The sequence below is a fragment of the Cyclobacterium plantarum genome (genome assembly GCF_011290685.1).
Lineage (GTDB): Bacteria > Bacteroidota > Bacteroidia > Cytophagales > Cyclobacteriaceae > Cyclobacterium > Cyclobacterium plantarum.
In genome coordinates this window covers 75,945-98,663 of sequence record NZ_JAANYN010000007.1, presented here as the reverse complement: position 1 = coordinate 98,663, position 22,719 = coordinate 75,945, and the positions used below count along the sequence as shown (strand labels likewise).

17 protein-coding genes are annotated in these 22,719 nt (G+C 44.5%); 12 read left to right on the top strand and 5 right to left on the bottom strand.

Annotated elements, in window-relative coordinates:
- Positions 1–323 precede the first annotated feature (323 nt).
- Entirely contained in the window at positions 324–1,226 is a 903-nt protein-coding gene (locus tag G9Q97_RS16595; RefSeq protein ID WP_166148819.1) for a nucleotidyltransferase family protein, read from the top strand.
- A gap of 305 nt (positions 1,227–1,531) precedes the next feature.
- On the top strand, positions 1,532–1,948 hold the full coding sequence (locus G9Q97_RS16590) for a DoxX family protein (protein ID WP_166148817.1): 417 nt from the start codon (positions 1,532–1,534) through the stop codon (positions 1,946–1,948).
- Here the strand turns inward: G9Q97_RS16590 and recF are convergent.
- Positions 1,945–3,057, bottom strand: a complete 1,113-nt coding sequence (recF, locus tag G9Q97_RS16585) for a DNA replication/repair protein RecF (RefSeq protein WP_166148815.1) — start codon at positions 3,055–3,057, stop codon at positions 1,945–1,947. The genes G9Q97_RS16590 and recF overlap by 4 nt on opposite strands.
- A gap of 104 nt (positions 3,058–3,161) precedes the next feature.
- Here recF and pdhA point away from each other — a divergent pair, with 104 nt between their 5' ends.
- The gene (gene pdhA, locus G9Q97_RS16580; protein WP_166148813.1) at positions 3,162–4,184 is read left to right on the top strand and encodes a pyruvate dehydrogenase (acetyl-transferring) E1 component subunit alpha; all 1,023 of its coding nucleotides are present in this window, start codon (positions 3,162–3,164) and stop codon (positions 4,182–4,184) included.
- A gap of 647 nt (positions 4,185–4,831) precedes the next feature.
- Here pdhA and G9Q97_RS16575 read toward each other — a convergent pair.
- A complete protein-coding gene (locus G9Q97_RS16575; RefSeq protein WP_166148811.1) occupies positions 4,832–5,056 on the bottom strand; it encodes a hypothetical protein in 225 nt (74 codons plus the stop codon).
- Positions 5,057–5,193: 137 nt separating this feature from the next.
- Between G9Q97_RS16575 and G9Q97_RS16570 the strand changes: the two genes are divergently transcribed.
- The 4 genes from G9Q97_RS16570 (at position 5,194) to G9Q97_RS16555 (ending at position 9,833) form a co-directional block, all read left to right on the top strand.
- Complete coding sequence (locus tag G9Q97_RS16570; RefSeq protein ID WP_166148809.1) at positions 5,194–6,282, top strand: hypothetical protein; 1,089 nt, start codon at positions 5,194–5,196, stop codon at positions 6,280–6,282.
- A gap of 193 nt (positions 6,283–6,475) precedes the next feature.
- Positions 6,476–7,054 carry an RNA polymerase sigma-70 factor gene (locus G9Q97_RS16565; RefSeq protein WP_166148807.1) on the top strand — a complete coding sequence of 193 codons (579 nt, stop codon included), beginning with the start codon at positions 6,476–6,478 and terminating at the stop codon, positions 7,052–7,054.
- A 3-nt stretch (positions 7,055–7,057) separates the two neighbouring features.
- The gene (locus tag G9Q97_RS16560) at positions 7,058–8,032 is read left to right on the top strand and encodes a FecR family protein (RefSeq protein ID WP_166148805.1); all 975 of its coding nucleotides are present in this window, start codon (positions 7,058–7,060) and stop codon (positions 8,030–8,032) included.
- A 34-nt stretch (positions 8,033–8,066) separates the two neighbouring features.
- Positions 8,067–9,833, top strand: coding sequence for a carboxypeptidase-like regulatory domain-containing protein (locus G9Q97_RS16555; RefSeq protein WP_166148803.1), 1,767 nt, complete (start codon positions 8,067–8,069; stop codon positions 9,831–9,833).
- A gap of 344 nt (positions 9,834–10,177) precedes the next feature.
- Here the strand turns inward: G9Q97_RS16555 and G9Q97_RS16550 are convergent, their stop codons facing one another.
- Entirely contained in the window at positions 10,178–12,529 is a 2,352-nt protein-coding gene (locus G9Q97_RS16550) for an alpha-L-fucosidase (protein WP_166148801.1), read from the bottom strand.
- A 423-nt stretch (positions 12,530–12,952) separates the two neighbouring features.
- On the opposite strand from G9Q97_RS16550, the gene G9Q97_RS16545 reads away from it, so the two are divergent.
- The 3 genes from G9Q97_RS16545 (at position 12,953) to G9Q97_RS16535 (ending at position 20,102) form a co-directional block, all read left to right on the top strand.
- On the top strand, positions 12,953–14,710 hold the full coding sequence (locus G9Q97_RS16545; RefSeq protein ID WP_166148799.1) for a metallophosphoesterase family protein: 1,758 nt from the start codon (positions 12,953–12,955) through the stop codon (positions 14,708–14,710).
- A gap of 520 nt (positions 14,711–15,230) precedes the next feature.
- Positions 15,231–18,311, top strand: a complete 3,081-nt coding sequence (locus G9Q97_RS16540; protein WP_166148797.1) for a SusC/RagA family TonB-linked outer membrane protein — start codon at positions 15,231–15,233, stop codon at positions 18,309–18,311.
- 45 nt (positions 18,312–18,356) lie between these two features.
- Entirely contained in the window at positions 18,357–20,102 is a 1,746-nt protein-coding gene (locus G9Q97_RS16535) for a RagB/SusD family nutrient uptake outer membrane protein (RefSeq protein ID WP_166148795.1), read from the top strand.
- Between the two features lie 198 nt (positions 20,103–20,300).
- Here the strand turns inward: G9Q97_RS16535 and G9Q97_RS16530 are convergent, their stop codons facing one another.
- Positions 20,301–20,735 (bottom strand): DUF3299 domain-containing protein, encoded by a 435-nt coding sequence (locus G9Q97_RS16530; protein ID WP_166148793.1) that lies wholly within the window; start codon positions 20,733–20,735, stop codon positions 20,301–20,303.
- Complete coding sequence (locus tag G9Q97_RS16525) at positions 20,728–20,913, bottom strand: ATP-binding cassette domain-containing protein (protein WP_166148791.1); 186 nt, start codon at positions 20,911–20,913, stop codon at positions 20,728–20,730. Before G9Q97_RS16525 ends, G9Q97_RS16530 begins: the two co-directional genes overlap by 8 nt.
- Before the next feature lie 111 nt (positions 20,914–21,024).
- Here G9Q97_RS16525 and G9Q97_RS16520 point away from each other — a divergent pair, with 111 nt between their 5' ends.
- The gene (locus tag G9Q97_RS16520; RefSeq protein WP_166148789.1) at positions 21,025–21,504 is read left to right on the top strand and encodes a MerC domain-containing protein; all 480 of its coding nucleotides are present in this window, start codon (positions 21,025–21,027) and stop codon (positions 21,502–21,504) included.
- A gap of 1 nt (position 21,505) precedes the next feature.
- Positions 21,506–22,699 carry a GTP-binding protein gene (locus tag G9Q97_RS16515; protein ID WP_166148787.1) on the top strand — a complete coding sequence of 398 codons (1,194 nt, stop codon included), beginning with the start codon at positions 21,506–21,508 and terminating at the stop codon, positions 22,697–22,699.
- Positions 22,700–22,719 lie beyond the last annotated feature (20 nt).

Here is a 22,719-nt window from a genome sequence, read left to right as displayed (position 1 = left end):
TATTTTTTTCAAAATTATAAAATCAAAACTGATTTATCAATACATTTTAGGCTTAATATTGGTATTTGGGTATTTATTACCCCTAAAATCGTAAAAAAAATGTATAGACTCTTTAAATTAGGTAAAAAAAATACCTCTATTAAAAATTTCAATGCGTATTGATTAGATGTATAATGTTTTTATTGGCTATAGATTAGGCTGTATGTGAAGAAAAAGTATCAAAAAAAAGGCAAGGGTAAGTCCCCTTGGGAAAGGTAAAAAAATTAACTTTGCAGGAATTGTTAGCTTTAAATTTTATACTTACCAACAATTCTTTTGAAGATATGACTAAGAAGCCTACACTTTTGATATTAGCTGCAGGAATGGGCAGCAGGTATGGAGGAGACAAACAAATCGATGGATTTGGACCCAATAAAGAGACCATTTTAGAATATTCTGTTTTTGATGCCATTCGATCTGGTTTTGGGAAAGTGGTGTTCATTGTGAGGAGGGAGATATTGGAAGAAGCAAAGGCCATGTTTGTTCCTAAATTTGGGGGAAAGATCGAACTGGATTTTGTCGTGCAGGCCCTGGATAGCATGGTGCCGGATGTTTACCAAAATCCCGAAAGGAAAAAACCTTATGGTACAGCCCATGCCCTATTGTGTGCCAAAGACGCAATCCATGAACCCTTTGCCGTAATCAATGCCGATGATTTCTATGGTGAGGAAGCCTTCAGGATGCTTGCTTCATTTTTGACCCGGGAAGTAAAGGCTGACCTTCATTGTATGGTAGGTTACGCAATTAAGAATGTATTGTCCGATCACGGTACGGTGAGCAGGGGAGTTTGTGAAGCTTCAAAAGAGGGGTATCTCCTGGGAATGATAGAACGCACACGTATATCCAGAAGCACGAATGGAATTTTTCATGAAGATGGAGCTGAAAAGGTTGAAATTTTGCCGGAAAACCCCGTTTCCATGAATTGCTGGGGTTTTCATCCTGCGGTATTTGACCAAACGGAAAAGCTATGGTTTCCATTTTTAGAAGAGAATAAAGAGAATTTAAAATCTGAATTTTATATTCCCAAAGTGGTCAATTCCTTGATCCAGGAGGACATGGCCAAAGTAAAAATTCTGGAAGGTGGGAAAATTTGGTTTGGGGTAACCTATCCGGAGGACAGGGACCATGTAATGAATGCCTTGAAAAATTTACACCAGAAAGGGGCTTATCCGGAGAAGCTATGGTAAATGGCGATTTTTTTTAGGCCTGTTGAAATTGACTTTGTCGGATAACTTTTTATTCAATTGATGTGCCTTGCCCACTGGCTAAAACTTACTGTCAATCGAAGAATCAAACCTTATTGGGTTTATTACCAAGGAAAAACAGGAGTTTTGGCTTACAAGGATTTCCGACACGGCTTGGTAAGGGAAATTAAAATGTCTTACCGGAGTTTAAGCCAGAAGGCCTATCAGAGGGATAAAATTTTGTAATTCGTATTTATTTTTAATTAACTTTAAGTCAATATAACATTTCACCCTTATATATTTTAAGCATGAAAAAATTAGTTTTTTCCCATTTTCCTGTTGCAGCAGATGTGGCCTTATTACTATTAAGAGTTGGAGCCGCTGTCATGCTGCTCACCCATGGCTGGTCAAAAATCACGAATTACAGTGAACGTTTAAATAATTTTTCCGATCCCATTGGTTTGGGCCCCTCTTTATCTTTGCAATTGGTCATTTTTGCAGAGGTCTTTTGTGCGATATTTTTGATTCTGGGTTTTATGAGCCGGGTCTTTTTGATTCCCCTGATTATCAATATGGCTGTGATTGCCTTTATTTCTCATGGAGACGACGCTTTTAACAGGCAGGAATTACCATTGTTATATCTATTGGTATTTGTTGTACTGATGCTAATGGGGCCTGGTAAAATATCTCTGGATGGTCAAATTCTAAAGCGCCGCCGGTATTAATCTGTGCCGCCCGGATAGATTTGATTGTCTTTGATTTCAAAAAACCTGGCATCAGCACTGATGGTTTTGAGGATTTCTTTGGATCTTTCCGGTCTGGCATCTGTGATGAATAATTGCCCGAATTCCTTTTTGGCCACCCTGTCCATTAAGTGAAAAATACGCTGATCATCCAGTTTGTCAAAAATGTCATCCAGCAGCAATAGCGGTTTGGTGCCTTTGATAGCTTTGAAAACAAAAAATTGGGCCAGTTTCAAACTTATCAAAAAGGATTTTTTTTGCCCCTGAGAGCCGAATTTTTTAATGGGGTGCTGATTCAGCCGGAAAAGATAATCGTCTTTATGAATTCCGTAGTGGGTTCTTTTCAGCATAAGGTCTTTCTCAAGTGAGCTTTCGAAAGCCTGTGGGAAATCTTCCTTTTGGACCTGGCTTTGGTGGGCAATGCTTACCTCTTCCTTTTCTCCGGAAATAGCCCTGTAGTGGTCTGTGAAATAGGGGGTGAATTCGGCCAGAAAATCAGTTCTTTTTTTGAATATGGCCTGAGCAAGGGGTATCAACTGCCTGTCATAGGGAAGTAGTTGTTGTTTGTCGGCACGTTTTGCTTCTGCAAACCTTTTCAGCAAGGCGTTCCTTTGTTTCAAATAGTGCTGGTAGCGGATCAATAACTGTAGGTATTGGTTGTCGGTCTGACTGATCATTCCGTCGAAAAATTTCCTTCTTTCCTCACTCCCTCCATTGATCATCAGGGTGTCGTCCGGTGCAATCAATACCAGTGGCAAAAGACCAATATGTTCGCTGAGCCGGTGATACGCTTTGCCGTTCACTTCCATCCGTTTTTTTTTGTGGCTTTCAAACACACAATTCAGGCTCAGTATTTTTTCGTCCAGGTCGAAATCTCCCTTGATGGTGAAAAAATCTTTGCCGTGCATGATGTGATAACTGTCCAGGGGAAGCAGGGCACTTCTGGTAAGGCACAGGTAATGGATGGCATCCAGCAGATTGGTTTTGCCTGCCCCGTTTTCCCCGAAAAAGCAATTTACCTCTGTGTTGAAATCCAATTGCACCCTTTGGTAATTTTTAAATTGAATTAGTTCCAGGTTTTTTAGGTGCATGGATATTTCAGCGGTTGTTGTTTACTATTTTTGAAAAAGGCGTCGAAATTGCTTTCATTTCATTATATTTGAACCCAAAGTTAGCATATTTTATAGAATACGGTATGGCAAAGAAGAGTACTAGTACAAGTAAATCTAAAGTAAAATATTCAAAGGAAACCTACACTTATTGGTTTGAGAGCATGTTGCTGATGAGGCGTTTTGAAGAAAAAGCAGGACAGCTTTACGGGCAGCAAAAAATCAGGGGTTTCTGTCACCTGTATATAGGTCAGGAGGCCTGTGCTGCTGGTGCAATTACCGCTTTGGAAAAAGATGATAAATGGATTACTGCCTATAGGTGTCACGCTACTCCATTGGGTCTTGGAACAGATCCTGGCGCTGTAATGGCGGAGCTCTTTGGTAAGGAAACAGGAACTACCAAAGGCAAAGGAGGCTCCATGCATATTTTTGATAAATCCAAGAATTTTGCGGGTGGGCACGCCATTGTCGGAGCCCAGATTCCCATGGGACTTGGAATAGGTTTTGCTGAAAAATACAAAGGTACCAAAAACCTATGTATCTGTTACATGGGCGACGGTGCGGTAAGGCAGGGTGCTTTTCATGAGGCCCTGAACCTGGCCATGCTTTACAAATCCCCTGTAATCTTTGTGATTGAAAACAATGGTTATGCCATGGGTACCTCAGTAAAAAGATCCTCCAATGTGGATGAATTGTATACCCTTGGTGAATCTTATGATATTCCTTCATTTCCTGTAGACGCCATGAATGTGGAAGAAGTTCATGAAGCAGTAAAAGAAGCGGCTGACAGGGCCAGAAAAGGTGATGGACCAACCCTTTTGGAATTCAGGACTTACAGGTATAAGGGCCATTCCATGTCTGATCCACAGAAATACCGCACCAAAGAAGAAGTGGAAGAATACAAGCAAAGGGATCCTGTGGAGCAGGTTAAAGCCACCATCCTTGATAACAAAATTCTCAGCGAAGCCGAAATCAAGGAAATAGAGGCAAAGGTGAAGAAGCAGGTAGCCGATGCCGTGAAATTTGCAGAAGAATCCCCCTGGCCAAAAGGAGAGGATGCATTTAAAGATGTTTACGCAGAAGATGACTATCCCTTTGTAAGGGAATAATCGATTTTGAATAAGTTTATTGAGCCATCCAGATTTTTTCAGGATGGCTTTTTTTTGGCTTTTAACCGGAATTCAACTGAATTTCGTTAAAAAACTGTCATTCCAAGACCTAACATTTTAAAAAACGCAGAAATCGGAATGACGATAGGTTTTTGGAATATGTAGGGATGTTCGTTTTATCAGGATTTAAAATTAGCTATTTGGGAAAATAAATGTCTCATTGGTTAATGGATAATTGGGAGTTAAAGGTTATTTTTGGTATTTTATCATGTTTTTATTGTACTTTTTGCTTGATCAAAAAGTACCAAACCCGCCTCCCGGAGGGCAGGAAATCAAGACAAAAAAATCCTTCCCCCCGCCGACCTGCCGCACCCTCCCGAAAAAAATCGGGACAGGCTCGGTTTTTTGTCAGGCCAGCCCTCTATGCGTATTTTAAATATATTTCTTCTTTTTTTAACAGATTTTTTAGGGTTTCTTCTTTATCAAAAATAACTGATTCAATTTCGTCACCGGTAGGCTAAGTATTTAGAAAATACACAAATCAGGATGATAGTGTTTTTTTTTAACACATTGATTTACAGGTGTTTAATAAACACGTCATTCCGAGGCTTAGAGCGGGTTTTGAGCGGTGAAAGCCCTGGGAATCTCTAGCCAAACGAGACTACCACACCCTTTCCAACTCCTATAACCACGACAAAGGGTTCGCAGTGACGATTCAATTGGTTTTTATTGACGGTCTTATAATTCGAACTCAGTTTTTCACCAAAAACGTTATCCCAAAAGGGAGTATTGACGCCAAAGGCCAGGCCCGAGACATTTAAAGGATAGATGGTATGATTATCCGGTTTGTCTGATTTTTCAATCTTTCTCATTTCCGATTATTTTTTCTTTTTGAATTAAGTTGAACAGCCTCTTTTATCCCATAGCATAAAAAAATCATTTTTGGAGTAAGGGTAATTGATGATATGGTTGTCACAGGACTATACCACAAATTGAAAAGAACAAAATCATGAAGAAAAGTTATTGCTTGATCGCTATTAGCAGCGGATTTGCCTTGCTGTTTGGCCTGTTTGAGGCTGCGGCTCAGGAAAATCGACCCGCCCACCTGGGTTTTTTATACCCCATCAGTACAAATGGTGTTAAGGCGGCAGACTATACCAATGATGTCAGCATCCATGCCTTGACAGGTCTTTCAGGCGGTGAAAGAGGCCTGGCCATATATGGACTTGGGGGTCTCATACAGGGGGATGCTACAGGGTTTCAAACTGCAGGATTATGGCTTTCCGTCTCCGGAGAGCTGAAGGGGGCTCAGGTAGCCGGGCTTATCAATCAGGCCCAACAGGCCAGTAAGGGCATTCAAATAGCAGGATTGGTGAATAGATCCAGGGAGGGGTCCGGCTCTCAGCTGGCAGGGATTACCAACTCCACAGCATCTCTCCGTGGGGCCCAATTGTCAGGGATTGCCAATTTTTCTCAAAAGGTAGAAGGAATTCAGCTTTCTGGAATCATGAATCAGGCGGAAGAGGTGAATGGCATTCAGATTTCAGGTTTGGTAAACAAAGCCAAAACTGTAAGAGGAGTTCAACTGTCTGGTTTGATCAACATCGCTGACAGCAGTGACTACCCCATAGGCATCATCAATCTGATAGCCAATGGAGAAAAAAGAATTGGCTTTTCCGTAGATGAAAATCTCACCCAGTTGCTCAGTTTCAGGTCCGGGGGGGATCGCATGTATGGGATCATTGGTTTGGGATCTAATTTCTCCTATGATGATCTTCCTTACGCCATGGAGACAGGGATAGGTTTCAAACTTACAGATAGCAAAAGATTCAGGCTGGATATGGAAGCCAGTAATTTATGGGGGACCAATTTCAGGAAATGGGGTGGATATTCTAAAACTGGATTAAGGATATTACCGGTATTAAAGCTCTCCAGAAGTTTGCAACTATACGCCGGACCAAGTTTGAATTACATGAATACCGAACACCAAAAGGGATCTGACCTGGCACAGCTGAGGGTTTGGGAAAGGCATCGGTCGAATTCTTATAAAGCCATTCATTGGGGTGTCAATGCCGGACTTCAGCTTACTATCCATTGATGCTTAAAATGAATTTACCTTAAAGAAAATAACTGATAATTAAAGATGATAAAGCCCATTTTGCTTAAAGGTGAAATGGAGGTCATGTAAAAGCCCCAAAGTTGGCGTAAAGTTTATCAATAGTTGTTTATCTTTCCCAACAAGTGCAAAATGAAATGGAAAGAAAGGATTGCCAATATAACCTTTGGATGGAGTGAGAAAAATTTCCGGAGAAAATGATGATTTGCCAGAGCTCCTTGATGAAGCGGTTTTTGAAGCGCAGTTTAAAACCTATTTTAAACCACTTCATGCTTATGCGCAGGCCTTACTGAAAGACAGTGAAGCAGCCAATGAAATCGTACAGACGGTTTTTCTGAAGCTTTGGGAAAAGCGCAATACCCTGGAAATTTCCATTTCCCTGAAAGCCTATTTGTACAAGTGTGTGTATTATGACAGTCTGAATTACCTCAAACATGAGAAGGTCAAAATGAAACATTTGGAACAAAACAGGTATGAAATGGCCAGTATCAAGAGTGCCGATGCGGCATACTCAGTGGAAGATAAAGAGATACAGTCGAAATTGAACCATGCATTGCTCCGTTTACCAGAAAAGTGCAGGACGGTTTTTCTGCTCAGCAGAATCGAAGAGCTAAAATATCAGGAGATTGCTTTGCGCCTCGGTCTCTCTGTCAAAACGGTGGAAGCACATATGGGCAAAGCCCTGAGGACCCTTAGAGTGGAGCTTGCGGAGTTCCTTCCCCTCATAATCATTACCTGGACCTTTTTATTTTAAGTTATGGAGGATCAACTACTGATAAAATACCTGCTTGGTGAGACGGATAGTAGTGAGGCAGAGGAAGTTGAAAAGTGGATTTCAGCTGATGACCGAAACAGTCACTATTTTGAACAGCTCAGATGGATTTGGGAGCATTCAGCCCGCTTACTTGAAAAGTCAGAGATAGATGAAAATGAGGCCTGGAAGCAATTCAAGGATCGTAGGGTGAGTAGGGAAGGGAAAAACAGGCATGGCAGGCATAGGGTAAATTTACCGGTTTGGCTCCGCGTCGCCGCTGCAATTTTTATGGTACTGATTGGAGGTTGGGTTTTATTGAGCAATTTGCCCGGACCGGTAAGGGCACTTTATACCGGAGTAGTGTTTGAGGCCCTGGAGGAGCCTGTAAAGGAGGTTTTAATGGACGGTTCGGTGTTGACACTGAATAAAAATTCACGTTTGACTTATTCACAGAAGCTTTTTGGAAAGCAGCGGCTGGTAAGCTTGTCTGGAGGCGAAGTTTATTTTGAGGTAGTAAAAAATAAGGCAAAACCCTTTGTGGTTGTCACAGGTGACATTAGCGTTACTGTTTTGGGGACCTCTTTTCATGTTCATCAATCACCGGAAAGCATTGAAGTCATAGTAGATGCCGGACTGGTGAGGGTGGAATTCGGCGATCAGTTGATCTTGCTGAAAAAGGATGAGAAAGCAGTGATTGATGTTTCCTCCGGTTCAATAGAAAAAGATATCAACGGCAGCCAGCTTTTCCGCTACTATGTGGATGGAAAGTTTGTGGCTGAATCTACCGCCCTGCCGCTTTTGGTGGAGGCACTCAATAAAGCTTATGGAAGCAAAATAAGAATAGCCTCAGAAAGGGCTCAAAATATGTTCATTACCACCACCCTGGAATACGGCTCCTTAGAAAAAAACCTGGAGGTGCTCAGGGAGACCCTGGATTTGAGCGTAATCCGCCAAGGTGATAACATTATTGTGGAATAATTCCTAAATTTCGTGTTCGGAAGATGATTTGTAAATGCGTTTTAATCGGTTTTGTGTTTTACTACTTTTAGCGATCGGGTCCACATTTCAGGGGCTGCTTTACGCTCAGGATTACCTTTTAAGAGAAATAGATTTTTCCGGCACTGCTGAGGGGAATGTGGGATCGGCTATGGAGGAAATTGCCGGCAGGCAAGGGTTTTATTTTTCTTACCAAAGCTCTTTGATTGATTTGGAATCAAAGCTCCCTTTCTCTTCTTATCAGGGTAAGTTAGCAGGATTCCTTCAGGGAGTTTTTGGTGATTCCTACGAATTCAGGGAGCATGATGCATATGTGATCATCCGTTATGCTCCGGGCAAATTAGATGCAGATCTGGAGATGGTGGCAGATGGCAAATCACTGGTGATACAAGGCCAGATACGGGACTATCACACAGCGGAGCCCGTTTCCACTGCCAGTATTTATGAAAAAAATGGTTTGGCCTATGCCATGTCTGATGGGCAGGGTAATTTTGAGTTGAGACTGAAAGCTGCATCTCCCTCATCTGTATGGCTGACTTTACGCAAGGAAGCATACAGGGATACCTCTTTTGTACTGCTTCCCCCGGTACAGGTGGATCTGGATAAGCATGCAGGAGGTAGATTCCGCTTTTTGCCGGGAAATGGATCCTCAGACAATTTAGAAGAAAGTTTTTGGGGAGGGATGTTTATTGGGTTCAGGCAAAGGATGCAAAGGCTAAACCTGGCCGGTTTTTTTGCAGAAAGTCCCGTTCAAATGTCATTGACTCCGGGCTTGAGTACCCAGGGAGTATTTAGCAGCCAGATGATCAATAATTTTTCCCTTAATTTATTGGGGGGCTATACGGCGGGGGTGGAAGGCATGGAGGTGGCTGGTCTTTTTAATATGAATCAAAGGATGGTGACTGGCATGCAGACAGCAGGGCTCTTTAACCTGGTTGGCGGGGGAGTTTCCGGTTTTCAGGCTGCAGGGATCTTTAATAATGTATATGATAGCCTGTCTGGATTTCAGGTGGCTGGAATACTTAATAAGGTGGGAAATGATCTGAATGGAGCACAGGTGGCAGGATTGGTCAACCAGGTAGCTGGTAAAGCCAGGATTCAGATTGCCGGTTTGGCTAATCGCTCCTACAGTACCGATGGGTTCCAGGTGGCGGGCCTGTATAACCGAACAAAAGCAGGTGCAGGCAAAATTCAGATTGCAGGAATACTTAATCAATCCGGGGCTAATGTGGATTACCAGGTTAGTGGCTTGTTCAATAAGGCAGATAGCGTTGGAGGCCTGCAATTGAGTTTGGTGAATGTGGCAGCCTCCAGTGATTACACGCTGGGTTTGGTCAATATCGTTGGGGATGGGGAAAAAAGTATTGCTGTTGGCCTGGATGAATCTTCCTTTGCCCAGCTCAGCCTGAGAAGTGGAGGGAGAAAACTTTATGGCTTGCTGGGGACAGGGCTGAGGCTGCATCCCATTACCCTTTTCGGCCTGGATCTGGGCTTTGGCTGGCATTCCATCCGCAAAAAGTCTTATTTTATGGATATTGAGCTGGTCAACCGGTTGTCTGGCGATTTTGCCGGGATTTCAAATCATTCCAATGTCTTTAGAATGCTGCATGGCTTTCAAAGTGGCCGCATCAAATATTTTGGCGGGCCTACCATGGCCTTCAGTGTGTTGGACCAGTCATGGGCCTGGCCTGTTGGTGGATGGGTAATCGCCGAAAAGCGCAACAGCAGGGGCTTATTTGCCCTGCATGCCGGGTTCACAGGGGGAGTGCAATATGTTTTTTGATTGAATTGCTGATCAAGCCTACCTGATTCCACGCAAGGATTTTATCAGAAAAGGGTCTTAGCCGTGGCGTTTGCGGATCTGGTACCATGTATTTCCGATTTGAAAAAGATAGGGTGGAGAAAATGTAGATTATTGGGAGGCAAGATTTGGATAAGAAATTCCAGGTGTAGCATGCGTGGGAACGGCTTCGAAGATGTTCACGCTTAACACTGTTATTATTGGGTTCTATCGATAATTTATTTCGGTGTTGACTCAATTCTCATTCTCTTATTTTGTAGATCCAAGATCGGTTTTGCCCCTATTTTCTTGGGACTAGTTTCCAATACCCTCCGTTCTGACTTTACTCAAAATTCAGACCGGAACACGGCAAAATTATCAAGTTCAAAACGGGGTCCCGACCCGGACAGGCGCAGCCGAAGGTGTTTCGTTTCGATAGGATCAAAGTATTGGATGCGTTTTCTTCCTATCGTCTCACCGGTTGCTACAGGCTGCCATTGGCCATCCTGCCAGGCTTCCAGGATGTACTGCCGGATATGTTGCCCTTTACCCAATACTTCTTCCAGGAGCATCAGATTCACCAGCTGGCTTTGGGGGAGAGTTAGTGTTATTTCTGAGGAAGGGTGGTTTTTAGAAGAGGTGATTCCTACTGGATTAGTAAAGGTTTTTTCTATCGATTTACCAAAGTTGTCCAGTAAAGTAACTTCTTCCGTCGGGATAAGGCCACTTGTATCCGGCGTCATGTTTACCAACAGATTCGCACCCCTGCCTATCGTTTCCAGGTAAGCTTGTTTTAAATACGATACATCTTTTAGGGTTTTTTCCGAATCCGGTTTCCAAAACCAGGTTGAGCGGGTGTGCAGGTTGGCCTCGGCCGGTATCCAGCCTGCATTTTGAGGGCCAACCCATTTGGCAAGTCCTTCTCCTGGTTTTACGACGTTTTCCAGCGGGTATTCTGCCCAGCCCTGTTCACTGCCCGACCACCGTACATCCGGCTTGGTGCCTCCCATAATGATGGCCCGGGGTTGTAACAGCCGTACCATGTTCGCTATGGCATCGCCATAAGCCGTTCCCAGTGGTTGCCTGGTTTTAGGGTCCATCACATCCCATCCAAAAGGATCATAGGCACCGTCAAACCAGAGATAGGAGATTGCTCCATAGTTTGTCAGCAATTCTCGAAGCTGTTCCAGAAAAACAGGGAAGTACTTGTGGATGTCACCCACAATTTTACGCTTCCCTTGCGGGTCAGGCGTGCTGGTACAACCAAAATGCTTGTCTCCACCGGATAGGTAAAGACCAATTTCCAGGTCGTATTTTCTGCAGGCATCCACAAACTCCCGGACGATATCCCCTTTCCCCTTTTTCCAGGAAGCGTTTTTTACCGAATAATCCGTGGTTTCCGTTGGCCAGAGACAGAAGCCATTGTGATGTTTGGCTGTAAGTACGATGTGTTTGGCACCAAAGGATTTCGCTGTTTTTGCCCATTGCTCGGCATCGAGTCTTTTGGGGTTAAAAAGTTCCGCCGCAGGTACGCTCATCATGTCTGAATCAACAAAAGTGGCGGGGCCAAAGTGAATAAATGCCCCCAGTTGCCGCTCCTGATAGGCCAACTGAGCTTCTGTGGGCCTGGTTCGAAATGGCTTTGAAGGATTGTTGTAGATTTCCTGATTGCTATCGGCTGCCTCAAGCACAGGCAACCAATCTCCCTGATGTGCGGGGGCAACGGTTGATTGCTCGATGTTGTCTGCAAAGAAGTGAGCGAACAACTCCTCAGGCCTTCCATCAAAAGTCGCCCGTTGCAGGTCTCCGCCTGTAGTTTGATCGCTTCCGGTGAAATAGATAATTGTTTTGCCCTGAAAATAGCAAAGCTCCACATCGGAAGCATTGCTTTCGGATATAAGTGGATCAATTAAGGGGATGTTTTTATGGTTTGGGTCAAAGGTGACAAACGGTCTGTCATCGGGTGCATCTTCCCAGTCGATCAGGTCCCGGGACCTGGTAATGTGCGTTTCATATCCGGGGTTAAGGGATTTGAGGTACAGGGTATAGTACCATCCGTTTTCGTAATACAGGGCAGGCCCACCAACATACTTATCTGTGCCATAAATGGCTTCCGGGATTTCCTGCCAGTTTTTCAGGTCTGTGGACCTGACATAGCGAAATGTAAAGGGAGTCCATTGGGGATCGCTGGTTTCGTAGAGGAGAATGAAGTCGTCCTTACCACGGCAGACGGCCGTGTTGAAAAAATGTTCGTCCGGATTGGCCTGCAGTATGGTTTCAGGTTTGGTCCATGCTTTCAGGTCGGCCGAACTGGTGACAACGATTTCCGTGATCTTGCGCCAGGGCTTGTTCTCTCCGTAGTAGCCGGCAAACACATACACCCGGTCTTTCCAGGTCAGGACGGTTCCGAAGGCATGGTTTTTCAGCGGCACGGAAACGATTTGGTTGGTGGCAAGGTCCCGGATGCGCACTTCGTCTTCCTGGAAATGGTCTCCGGGTTTGGCCCCGGGGATGTCCCAAAAACGTTGGTTGTTTTCCAGCAGGTACAACTTGTCCTTAAACACGAAAGGGGAGGTTTCCACCATTGGGGAGCCCAGCCGCCCCTGCTTTTGGATGGGGTTTTGCCAGTTGGTTTGTGCCATCAGTTGGTGGCAAAAAAGGAAAAAGACGATATAGGCAATGCTTCGGAACGAGGACATGGTATGGATAATGAAATTTTAGATTAATGGTGACTGTTCACCAATATACAACTTTTGATGTTTTTTAGGAATAGACGGAAGGCCAATCTCATCCTATACGCTATGTGGTTTCGATAGGTGTTTTTCGGGAATTGTCGTCGATACGCAGTCAAAAATGAATCTTGGGCTTGTACCCTGTTGTTTTTTTCTGCCTGCTCCTCCGAATTGGAAACGCCCCCTGCTTAGAGAATTTAAATTCCCTGGGCTTGACCACCCTGCCCAGGCTTTGCGCGCCCTTTGAAATGCCTCAATTACAAAAGGACAAAACCCGAGTCACAATAACATTACCTGACCTAAGTATCTTGTAAGATGTCACAATTCATTCATTTTTTCTTTACCTTCAGGAAACCCGAAAAGGCGTAGCTTGTAAAAGAAATTAAGCCGATGAAAAATCTTTTTTATTTAGTGCTCGTTTTGCTCATTTGTCCGAATGCTACTGCTCAGGAAAGCAAATGGGAAAGCTGGTTTTGGCCAAACAAAGGGCTGCCTCGAAATGCCAATAGCCCCTTATTTCAAGACTCGCTAAGTTTACGGCCTTTTCGGCTGTTTCAGGAACCGGAGATTTTTCCGATAGTGAACCAGCCGGCAAGTGCCATATATAAAATTGATTTAGACGATATGCTGGATACGGAGGAGCCTTGGATTATTGAGTTTTGGTTGATAAATCATGTCAATCAGCCCATAGGCTTCGAAGTATTTCTTGAGCAGCGACCAGTCCTTTCCAATTGGAACAAAAAATGGCTTTTGCCCGGACGCGAGGAGCCGCAAGGGTTTTGGGGCAAGTATTTTACCCACCTCGTTCTTTCCAATGGAGAAAATGGTCTGAGGATCTACGAAAATGGCGATTTACTTTTCCAGGGGGAAAAAGCCAGGGGTCATGTCTTACTCCTGCGTTCCTACCTTCAGGAAGAGCCTTTTATGAAGTTAGATCACTGGGTGAAACACCTGTCATTTTTTTCAGGAGCGATGGCTGAAAATTGGGTAAAAGAGCGATTTCGACAGCACCAGCTCTGGAAAAAAGAAGGAATTCGAATTCCCGGCAAATTTCATTTCCTGGCAGAACCCTATCTCTACGCCCCGGGTCCCAATCAGATGCAAATCACTTTTGAATTGGATCGTAAAGCTGAGGTAAAATTGCTCTTTGGTGAAGATATCCGTTCATTTGAGGCCTTAGAGCTATCGCCTCAACATGAGAATCGCTACCACGTGCGATTGAACGATCTGAAATCCAATAGTCCGTATTTTTACGAGATTGAGGCAACCGATGAAAAGGGAAACATCCTAAAAAGCGGCCCATTAACGTTTCGTACGGCTCCGGAGAAGAATTCCCCGATTCTGGTCGGTCTGGTGTCCGATACCGAATCCCGCCCCCAAATCAATGAGCAGATCGGAATGCAGCTTTGGGATGAACGGGTAGATCTGGTATTGCACCTTGGAGACATTACTGATGGAGGAAAAGAAGCCGAAAAATGGCAATGGACACAGGAATTTTTTCCAGGCTCTTCAGCGCTCTATTCAAGGATACCGAATATACCGGTAGCAGGAAATGGAGAAGGTGACCTTTTCTGGTATAAAGCCTATCATCCGCAAACCAATGCATTGGGCTGCAACAGCACCGATTATGGACCTGCGACATTTTTTGTGCTCAACTCCAATCAACCCGGTGAACTTCAAAAAGGAGGTGCCCAATACGAATGGCTCAAAAATGAACTTTCTCAATCAAAAAGCCCCTGGAAATTTGTGATGATGCACCATGCTCCCTACTCCATGGATGAGGATGACTATGGCGATACCTGGCAAGGAAAAGGAAGCTATGGAGACAGGCGGTTTCAGCCGCTATTGAGGTTGTTGGAAGATTTTGATGTAGACATGATGTTTTTTGGGCATTTGCACACATACATGCGGAGCTTTCCATTGAACCAAGATCAAATCGATTTTGACAGAGGGATCACCTATGTGCAGGTAGGAGGAATGGGGGGCAATCTGGAAGATTTTGCACCTAACCGGGTCCCGTTTTCCGCCAAAACTTTCCGTGGGTTTCATTATGGTACGATCTCCATTACCCTAGGCAGACTCGAACTTCGGGTATATACAGGAGATGGAAAATTGATTGATATTTTTGAAGTCCGGAAGAAAAACTAACGGGCGGAATCGATCCGCTGCTTTTTTCCATAGTGGTTCATTCCACTTTTTCAAAATGGTCAACAAAACGCCTCAGTCTGGAAAAAGAGGGCACCGACACTTTCTTCCGGCGACGGATGTAATTTCCCTGATACTGAAACCATACAAAGCGAGATCGACGGATCCTTCATCCTGCGGGCGGTATAGGGCCTGAGCACCCGTCCCCTCGCTTTTCATCAGGCCTTGGATTGTTGGGGTTAGGTAGGCCACCCGATTCCTATCTATTTCTTCTACCAGAAGCAAAGTCCCATACCTCAAATACTATCTTAGTATAAAGCTAAATTGATCGATTTTTTACCTTTAGATTATGCTTTTCAGCCGAATATTAATTTATTTTTAAATCCTTTCCCTGTTAGCTAATGCATGCCAAAGCACAACATTTTTTCGCCTACTTTTGCCGCTGGGTCACAAAAGTACTTTTGTCCAATGTGTTTTAATTCAGCTAGTTAACAACCAATTACTCAACCAATACCAACATTTTATGGATCTACGATTACACGTATCAAAAATCCGCTATGCCGCCGCATGTTCTTTCCTCTGGGCGGGTTTAGCTGCAAACCCTTTACCGCTCGATGCAGCGGCTTTGGGTTCCGAAATCGAAACAATAAAGCCCAGGGTCGATCAGGAAGTCCTGCGAGAGTCCATCCGGGGATCAGTTACCGACGAAGCCGGCATGCCATTACCCGGGGCTACCATACTGGTAAAGGGCTCCACAACAGGCACGGTTACAGATCTGGATGGGCAATTTTCCCTGGATGTACCAGAGGATGCCATTCTACAGGTTTCCTATGTGGGCTATATGCGTAAGGAAGTGGCCGTCAACGGGCAATCTATCCTGGAAATTCAATTGGAGCCTGATGCTGCTCAGTTGGAAGAATTGGTCGTGGTAGGCTACGGTACACAAAAGCGATCTGACGTGACTGGTGCCATTGGCTCCGTTAAAAGCGAAAACTTTAACCGGGGTGTAATCACTAATCCGGTGGATTTGTTACAAGGAAAAATTGCAGGGGTAAACATCACTTCGACCAGTGGCGAACCTGGTGCCAACCAAAACGTAATTATCCGCGGGATTGGTAGTTTGCGCTCGGGAACGCAACCCCTTTACGTTTTGGATGGATTTCTTCTTGACAATTCCGATACCGGTATTGCTTCCAACCCGCTTAATTTTTTAAATCCAAATGACATTGCCAGCATCGATGTATTGAAGGATGCAAGTGCCACAGCCCTGTATGGATCCCGCGCTTCAAATGGTGTGGTGGTAATTACCACCAAAAAGGGAAAGTCAGGAACATCCCAGATAAATCTTTCTGCCTCCACTGCCTGGTCTTCAATGAGCAACCAGATTGACGTCTTCGATGCCGATGAATTTCGCCGGCAGGTGCAGGCCGTGGGCGGGGCATTGGAAGATTTCGGAGGTAATACCAATTGGCAGGATGAACTGACGCAGGTGGGGCGCTCTCAGGATTACAACCTTTCCATGAGTGGAGCAAATACGGGCAAATTCTCCTATTTCGCCTCGCTAAGCTATCAGAATCAGGAGGGTATTTTAAAAAACAGTGAACTTACGCGGTATTCGGGAAAGCTGAATATGAACCAGAAGGCCTTCGAGGGAAGGTTGATCGTGGACTACAATATGACCGCCTCGTTTACAGAAAATTTACGACCGGCAATCGGCTCCATCTCAAGCGATATGCTGTATTTGAATCCGACCATTCCTGCATTCACCAATGGTGAGCCCACACTGCTTAATACCAATGCCCTCAACCCGCTGAAGCGAAATGAGCTCTACAGTGATGATGCGGCAAACAACCGGATATTGGCTACCATTTCTCCCTCTTTCGAAATCTTCGAGGGACTAACCTATAAGATGAATATTGGTGTGGATTATTCCAATACCTCCCGCTATATTCAATACAGGCCTTATACAGAAGTGGTGAACGAATCCAATGTCTCAGATGGTACTTTGGATGAGCTGATTACTGCCAATACGAACAGGCTTGTCGAGAATACACTAACTTATAATTGGAACAATTACCAGCACAATTTCACGGTCCTGGCAGGACATTCCTACCAGACCTTTTTGGATGAGTTTCGAAGGACTTCCTCCCGAGGCTTTGCTGCAAACAACATTGACCCACGGTACCAGGACCACAACAGCACCAGCGAGTTTCCGACTACTGTCAACTCCTCCGCTACCCGAAATAAGTTGCAATCCTTCTTTGGCCGGGTAAATTATACCTTTGCCGAAAAGTACCTGTTTACGGCAACCTTCCGTGCTGATGGTTCTTCCAAATTCGGTGCAAACAATAAATACGGTTACTTCCCCTCACTTGCGCTGGGTTGGAACCTGAATAAGGAAGATTTCATGGCCAATTCGGTTTTCGACAACCTGAAACTCCGAACAAGCTGGGGCCAAACAGGAAACCAGGAGATTCCTTCAAAAATCACCAAAGCAAGTTTCTCCGAGGACCGATTGGCTACAGGAGCGGGTAGTCTCAACACCTATCCGATTGATACCGATGGCAATACCCTGGACAGCTATCCTTATGGGATTGTTTTTACCCGGTTAGCCAATCCAAATCTGCAGTGGGAAGTATCCACCCAGTTTGATCTGGGCCTTGACTTTGCTTTTCTCGACAATCGCCTGAGCGGTACGGTGGATTATTTCAACAAGGTGTCCTCCAATATTTTGCTGGAGGTAGTTCCTGCCGACCCGGTACAGCCTACCTCTACGTTTTGGGACAATATTGACGACATGAAAATAGTTAACAGTGGCGTCGAATTGGCTTTGAATTACAGCAGTATGTCAGGACAGGGCTTTTCGTATGACATTGGAGGCAATATCACCTTTATCCAGAATGAAGTACGGGACTCTCCTTACTCGGTATTGACCACAGGTGCTGCTCAGGGTGCCGGACAGACAGGTGCTACCATCAATGGCTATATCAACAATCAACCGATTGGGGCATTTTACATGCTGCAGTTTGACGGGATTGGTGAAGATGGGCTAAACCGATTTGTGGATACCAATGGTGATGGAGAAATCCTCGACAACGACCGGGCGGTAGTAGGAAGTGCCATACCTAAGGTTATCTATGGAATCAATACCAATTTCCGATATAGAAATTTTGACCTGGGTTTGAACTTCAACGGAGCAGCTGGAAATAAGATCTACAACCACACCAACATGTCGCTCTTCACCAAGGCCCAACTTTCCAGATCCAATAATACTACTGATTTTGCGATTCAGTTTCCAGAGGAGTCATTCAACAACTCCAATACCGTGTCAACCCGGTTCCTGGAAAACGGGGCATTCTTCAGGCTCAACAATGCGACTTTGGGATACAATTTGGATCCTACTCGGATTGGAGCAGGCAATGCATTCCAGGCGATCCGTGTATCCCTAACCGGCCAAAACCTTTTTGTCCTCACGGATTACACCGGATTTGACCCAGAGGTCAATACAGGGTCAACTACTGCCGGTATTCAAACCTTTGGAATTGACCGATTTACCTACCCTCGGGCAAGGACTTTTATGGTCAACTTTAATGTAACCTTTTAATAAACCTTGAAGCAAGGTATAAAAATCTCAAAAAACACGAATCAGATGAAGACGATACGTTTAAGAAAATTTATTCCAACTGCTGCTTTCTTCCTGGCATTTCTAAGTTGCACGAATCTGGAGGAACAAGTCCTGGATGAATCATTGACTGGAACCGGGCAGGCGGAAATTGTCAGCGGGTCTATTGCCCCTGTGTACGGAATGCTGCGTCAGGTATGGCTGCATACCGTTAATTTTGGACTTCAGGAAGTCGCCTCTGACGAGGGAATTCTTCCCTATCGCGGTGGAACAGACTGGTTTGATGGCGGAAAATTTATCGCCGTCCATCAGCACCTGATGACTCCGGGAAACAGTTTGGTGGGTGACGCCTGGACCTTTATTACCCTGACCTTGTCCAGGGCTGTGACTGCAGAAGAGCAATTGCGTTTGGAAGTGGAAAACGGCAATAGCAACGCCCAAAATCCACTGTACGAAATGATCGCCATGAAAGCTTATTTGAACATGCTGGCTCTGGATAATTGGGGACTTGTGTTCAAAAAAGACGCCACTGACCAGCAATCAGAAATACTCAGAACACAGGAGGCCCTGGACTACCTGGAAACAGAACTTCTATCCGTGGTCGATGTGATCAGTAGCAACAGCGGTCCCGGGCGAATGAACAAATTTGCTGTAGAAGCCTTATTGGCACGCTTGTATTTGAATGCGGCGGTGTATAGAGATCCTTACGGAACCCCGGATTTCAGATCGGAAGACATGGACAAGGTAATTCAATATACTACCAATATTATCAATGGCCCTTACTCCCTTTCGCCGGAATACTTTGACTTGTTCAATGACGATAATAATACCAATCCAGAGATCATTTTTTCACTCGATCAACGGGGTGTACTGCAAACAGAACATAGCCGATGGCAATATTGGTCGATTTCAGGTGATCAGATACCCAGACCCGAATTCCCCAACACGCGGGGAACGGATGCCGTGGCCGCAACCCCGGATTTCATTATGAGCTGGTACAATGCTTATGGAAATGTGGACCCTGCTGAGGCAGACGCTCGTTTTTTTCAGGAAAATACCATCATACCAGAAAATCTCAGGGATCTGACCGGTGTAAATCCAAACAATGACGCTGACCATTACTATTGTGTGGAGGCAGAAGAATTTGAAATGGACCGTGGCCTGCTCAGGGGGATCATTTGGGGTCCCAGAAAAGATGATAGCGGCAATATTCTCACCTGCGAAGATGGAAAGGTCAGAATATATCCGGTGATCAACCGAAGGAGTAGTGGTGCTGACATTCGCTATGTGGACCATACCTTCCAGGTGGATTTCACCAACGAAGGCAGCCTTCACAATACCGGTCACCGCTTCTCCAAATACCAATTCAGCCGAACAGCACCCAACTGCTGCAGCAACAGTAGCGTGGACATTGTGTTGATCCGATTGGGAGAAATCTACCTGATGCGTGCCGAGGCCCAATTTCGTAAGGGGGACAATACCGCCGCACTAGCTGATGTGAACACCCTTAGAACTTCCAGAAATGCACGCCCTGCCCAGACACCTGCCCCGCTGAATGGCATTGATTTGGATATTCTTTTCAGGGAGACCGGTTTCGAACTCTATTGGGAAGGTCTTCGGAGGGTGTATCAGATCAGGTACGGAAAATACGAAGACAGCTGGACGGGAAAAACCGATAGCGACCCAAACAAACGACTGTTTCCCATCCCGCAACGAGCCATCGACGGAGCCTCCAACGAAGAAGGTTTCCTGGTACAAAATCCCGGCTACTAAATCAATTTAAATTCTATCGAAGCAATGCGAAAAGCCGAACTGTTGAATTTCAGTCCGGCTTTTTTATTTCTTTGGGGTTTCAGCTAATACAGGTGGTTTTCTACATCCAATTCAGATTTTAAGAAATGCTGCCCCCAAGTCAAAAACTATTGGATAAGGATGCTTTCGGGTATCTTCTTCAACCAATGATATCAAACCTTACTGATACACCCTGGCATTTTCCAGAATATAATTACACTGATACAAATCCACGGCATTGAGTTTGAGTTTGCCCCTGAAAGTAAGTACTTCATCCATCTTAAAACGAGAGTGGTCTTTAGACACTTTCAGTTCGATTATAGACTCAGGCCCTGCGCCTCCACAGAAAAAACAAGCCGCAAATGGATTGGCCGAGAGCACATAAATGTCGTTGCCAGCATCTATTTCCAACAAATATCCCTTGATTATCACTTCTTTGTTATTTAAGGCCAAAACGGACGGACCGAAGTTTGGAAAATAGTAATAGGCATCTAACTCCTTACTGTACCTGTCGGTAAATGTGACATCTGAGAGCCTGTCCCAGGTGATTCTGGTTTGAGAAAAAGACGGTAAGGAAAGTAGGAGTAATAGCGAAAAGAAGCTAATTCTAAGCATTGGAAAGACTCTTTGAAATATCGATTTTATAAACTGCAATTAGATGTAAGAGGGTGGTTTTCCCCACTCCTGACTCTCCAAGAATAAGCAAGTCGGATCCTGCTGATAACCTGATATCGGGAAAGGCAAAGTGATTTGCCTGATTGTATTCAAAAGCAACTGATTGGGTAGTAAGCATAATGCTATCAATTAAGGGACAACGTATGGAGGTTATTTTTTAAATGCAATAAAGTTGCAAAATAAAAACCATAATGTATATTTGCAACATAATTGCATAATATTTTCGACAATGAAATCCTTTTTTATTGACTCCCGACTCGACTTCGTAGGATTTTCGGCCTCTCTGCTTTGTGCTGTACATTGCCTGGCTTTGCCTTTTTTAATCAGTATCCTGCCTTTTCTTGGGTTGGGATTTTTGGCCAATCCCAGGATAGAATACCTGATTATTATTCTGAGTTTTTTGTTGGCTGTTTTGGCCATGATCCATGGGTTCAAAAATCATCACCAAAAACTATTGCCCATAATCGTGATTACCCTTGGATTCATCATTATTGCAATCGGATTGATCTTTGGGCATGGGCATGCTTGGGAATTCATAGAAACCGCTGGTCCGATCGCACTAAAGGAGATAAAAAATGAACACAGCTCAATCGAGCATCTAGTCACACCTATTGGTGCTATGATTGTATCACTTGGACACTATACCAACTGGCTATACATAAAAAAGACAAAATCAGGCTGCATGATGCCTGATTTCAAAAGCAATTAAAATGAAAGATAAAATCCCGGTCACTGTTTTGAGCGGCTTTCTAGGAGCCGGCAAAACTACCTTGTTGAACAATATTTTACAAAATAGAGCCGGCTATAAAGTTGCCGTCATCGTCAATGACATGAGCGAGCTCAATGTGGACTCCAAATTGGTGCAGAATGAAATCAAACTTTCCCGCACCGAAGAAAAGCTCATCGAAATGTCCAATGGCTGCATTTGCTGCACCTTGCGGGAGGATTTGATTCAGGAAGTACAAAAACTGGCAAAACAACGGAAATTTGACTACCTCCTGATCGAAAGCACGGGAATCTCCGAACCCATACCTGTGGCGCAAACCTTCTCCTTTGAAACAGGTGACAGTCTCCTTGATCTCTGCCATATCAGCAGGCTGGATACCATGGTGACAGTCGTAGACGCTTATAATTTCTTTAAAGATTTTGGTTCAGCAGACACCATTTTGGAAAGGGACATGACGGATGATCCTGCCGATGCCCGATCCATTGTCAACCTGCTCACCGATCAGGTTGAGTTTGCCAACGTCATTGTGCTCAATAAGACGGATCAGGTTTCGGAGGAAAGAATAAAACTATTGGAAGGGCTTCTCATCAAACTGAACCCGGAGGCAAAAATCATCAAGACTTCCTATGGACAAGTTCCGATAGCCGAAATCATGAACACCGGGCTGTTTGACTACGACAAAGCTGAGCAATCCGCAGGATGGCTCAAGGAACTGAACAAAGAACATGTACCCGAAACAGAGGAATACGGGATCAGTAGCTTTGTATTCAGAAATCGACGTCCTTTTCATCCGGGAAGATTCTGGAATTATATCAGCAATTCCTGGCCCGGGAATGTGGTTCGAAGTAAAGGTTTGTTTTGGCTGGCTTCCCGTCCCCATCAAGCCTTGCTCTGGAGTCAGGCCGGAGGATCACTTAAAGCTGAGGCTTTTGGCACTTGGTGGGCGGCGTATTCAGAGAAGGAGCGCCAGCGAAACCCAAGCTTCGTAGAAAATAAAGCCCTTATCATGGAAAAGTGGAATCCAACCTATGGTGACAGAATGAATGAACTAGTAATCATCGGTCAGGATATGGATAAAGAAATCATCACCAAAGAACTAAATGCATGTCTGATCCAGGACCATGAGGCACAACACTTCTCCCTTACCAGGCAACTGAATGACGAGTGGCCTTTATAAATGCAACGACAAAAAACCAA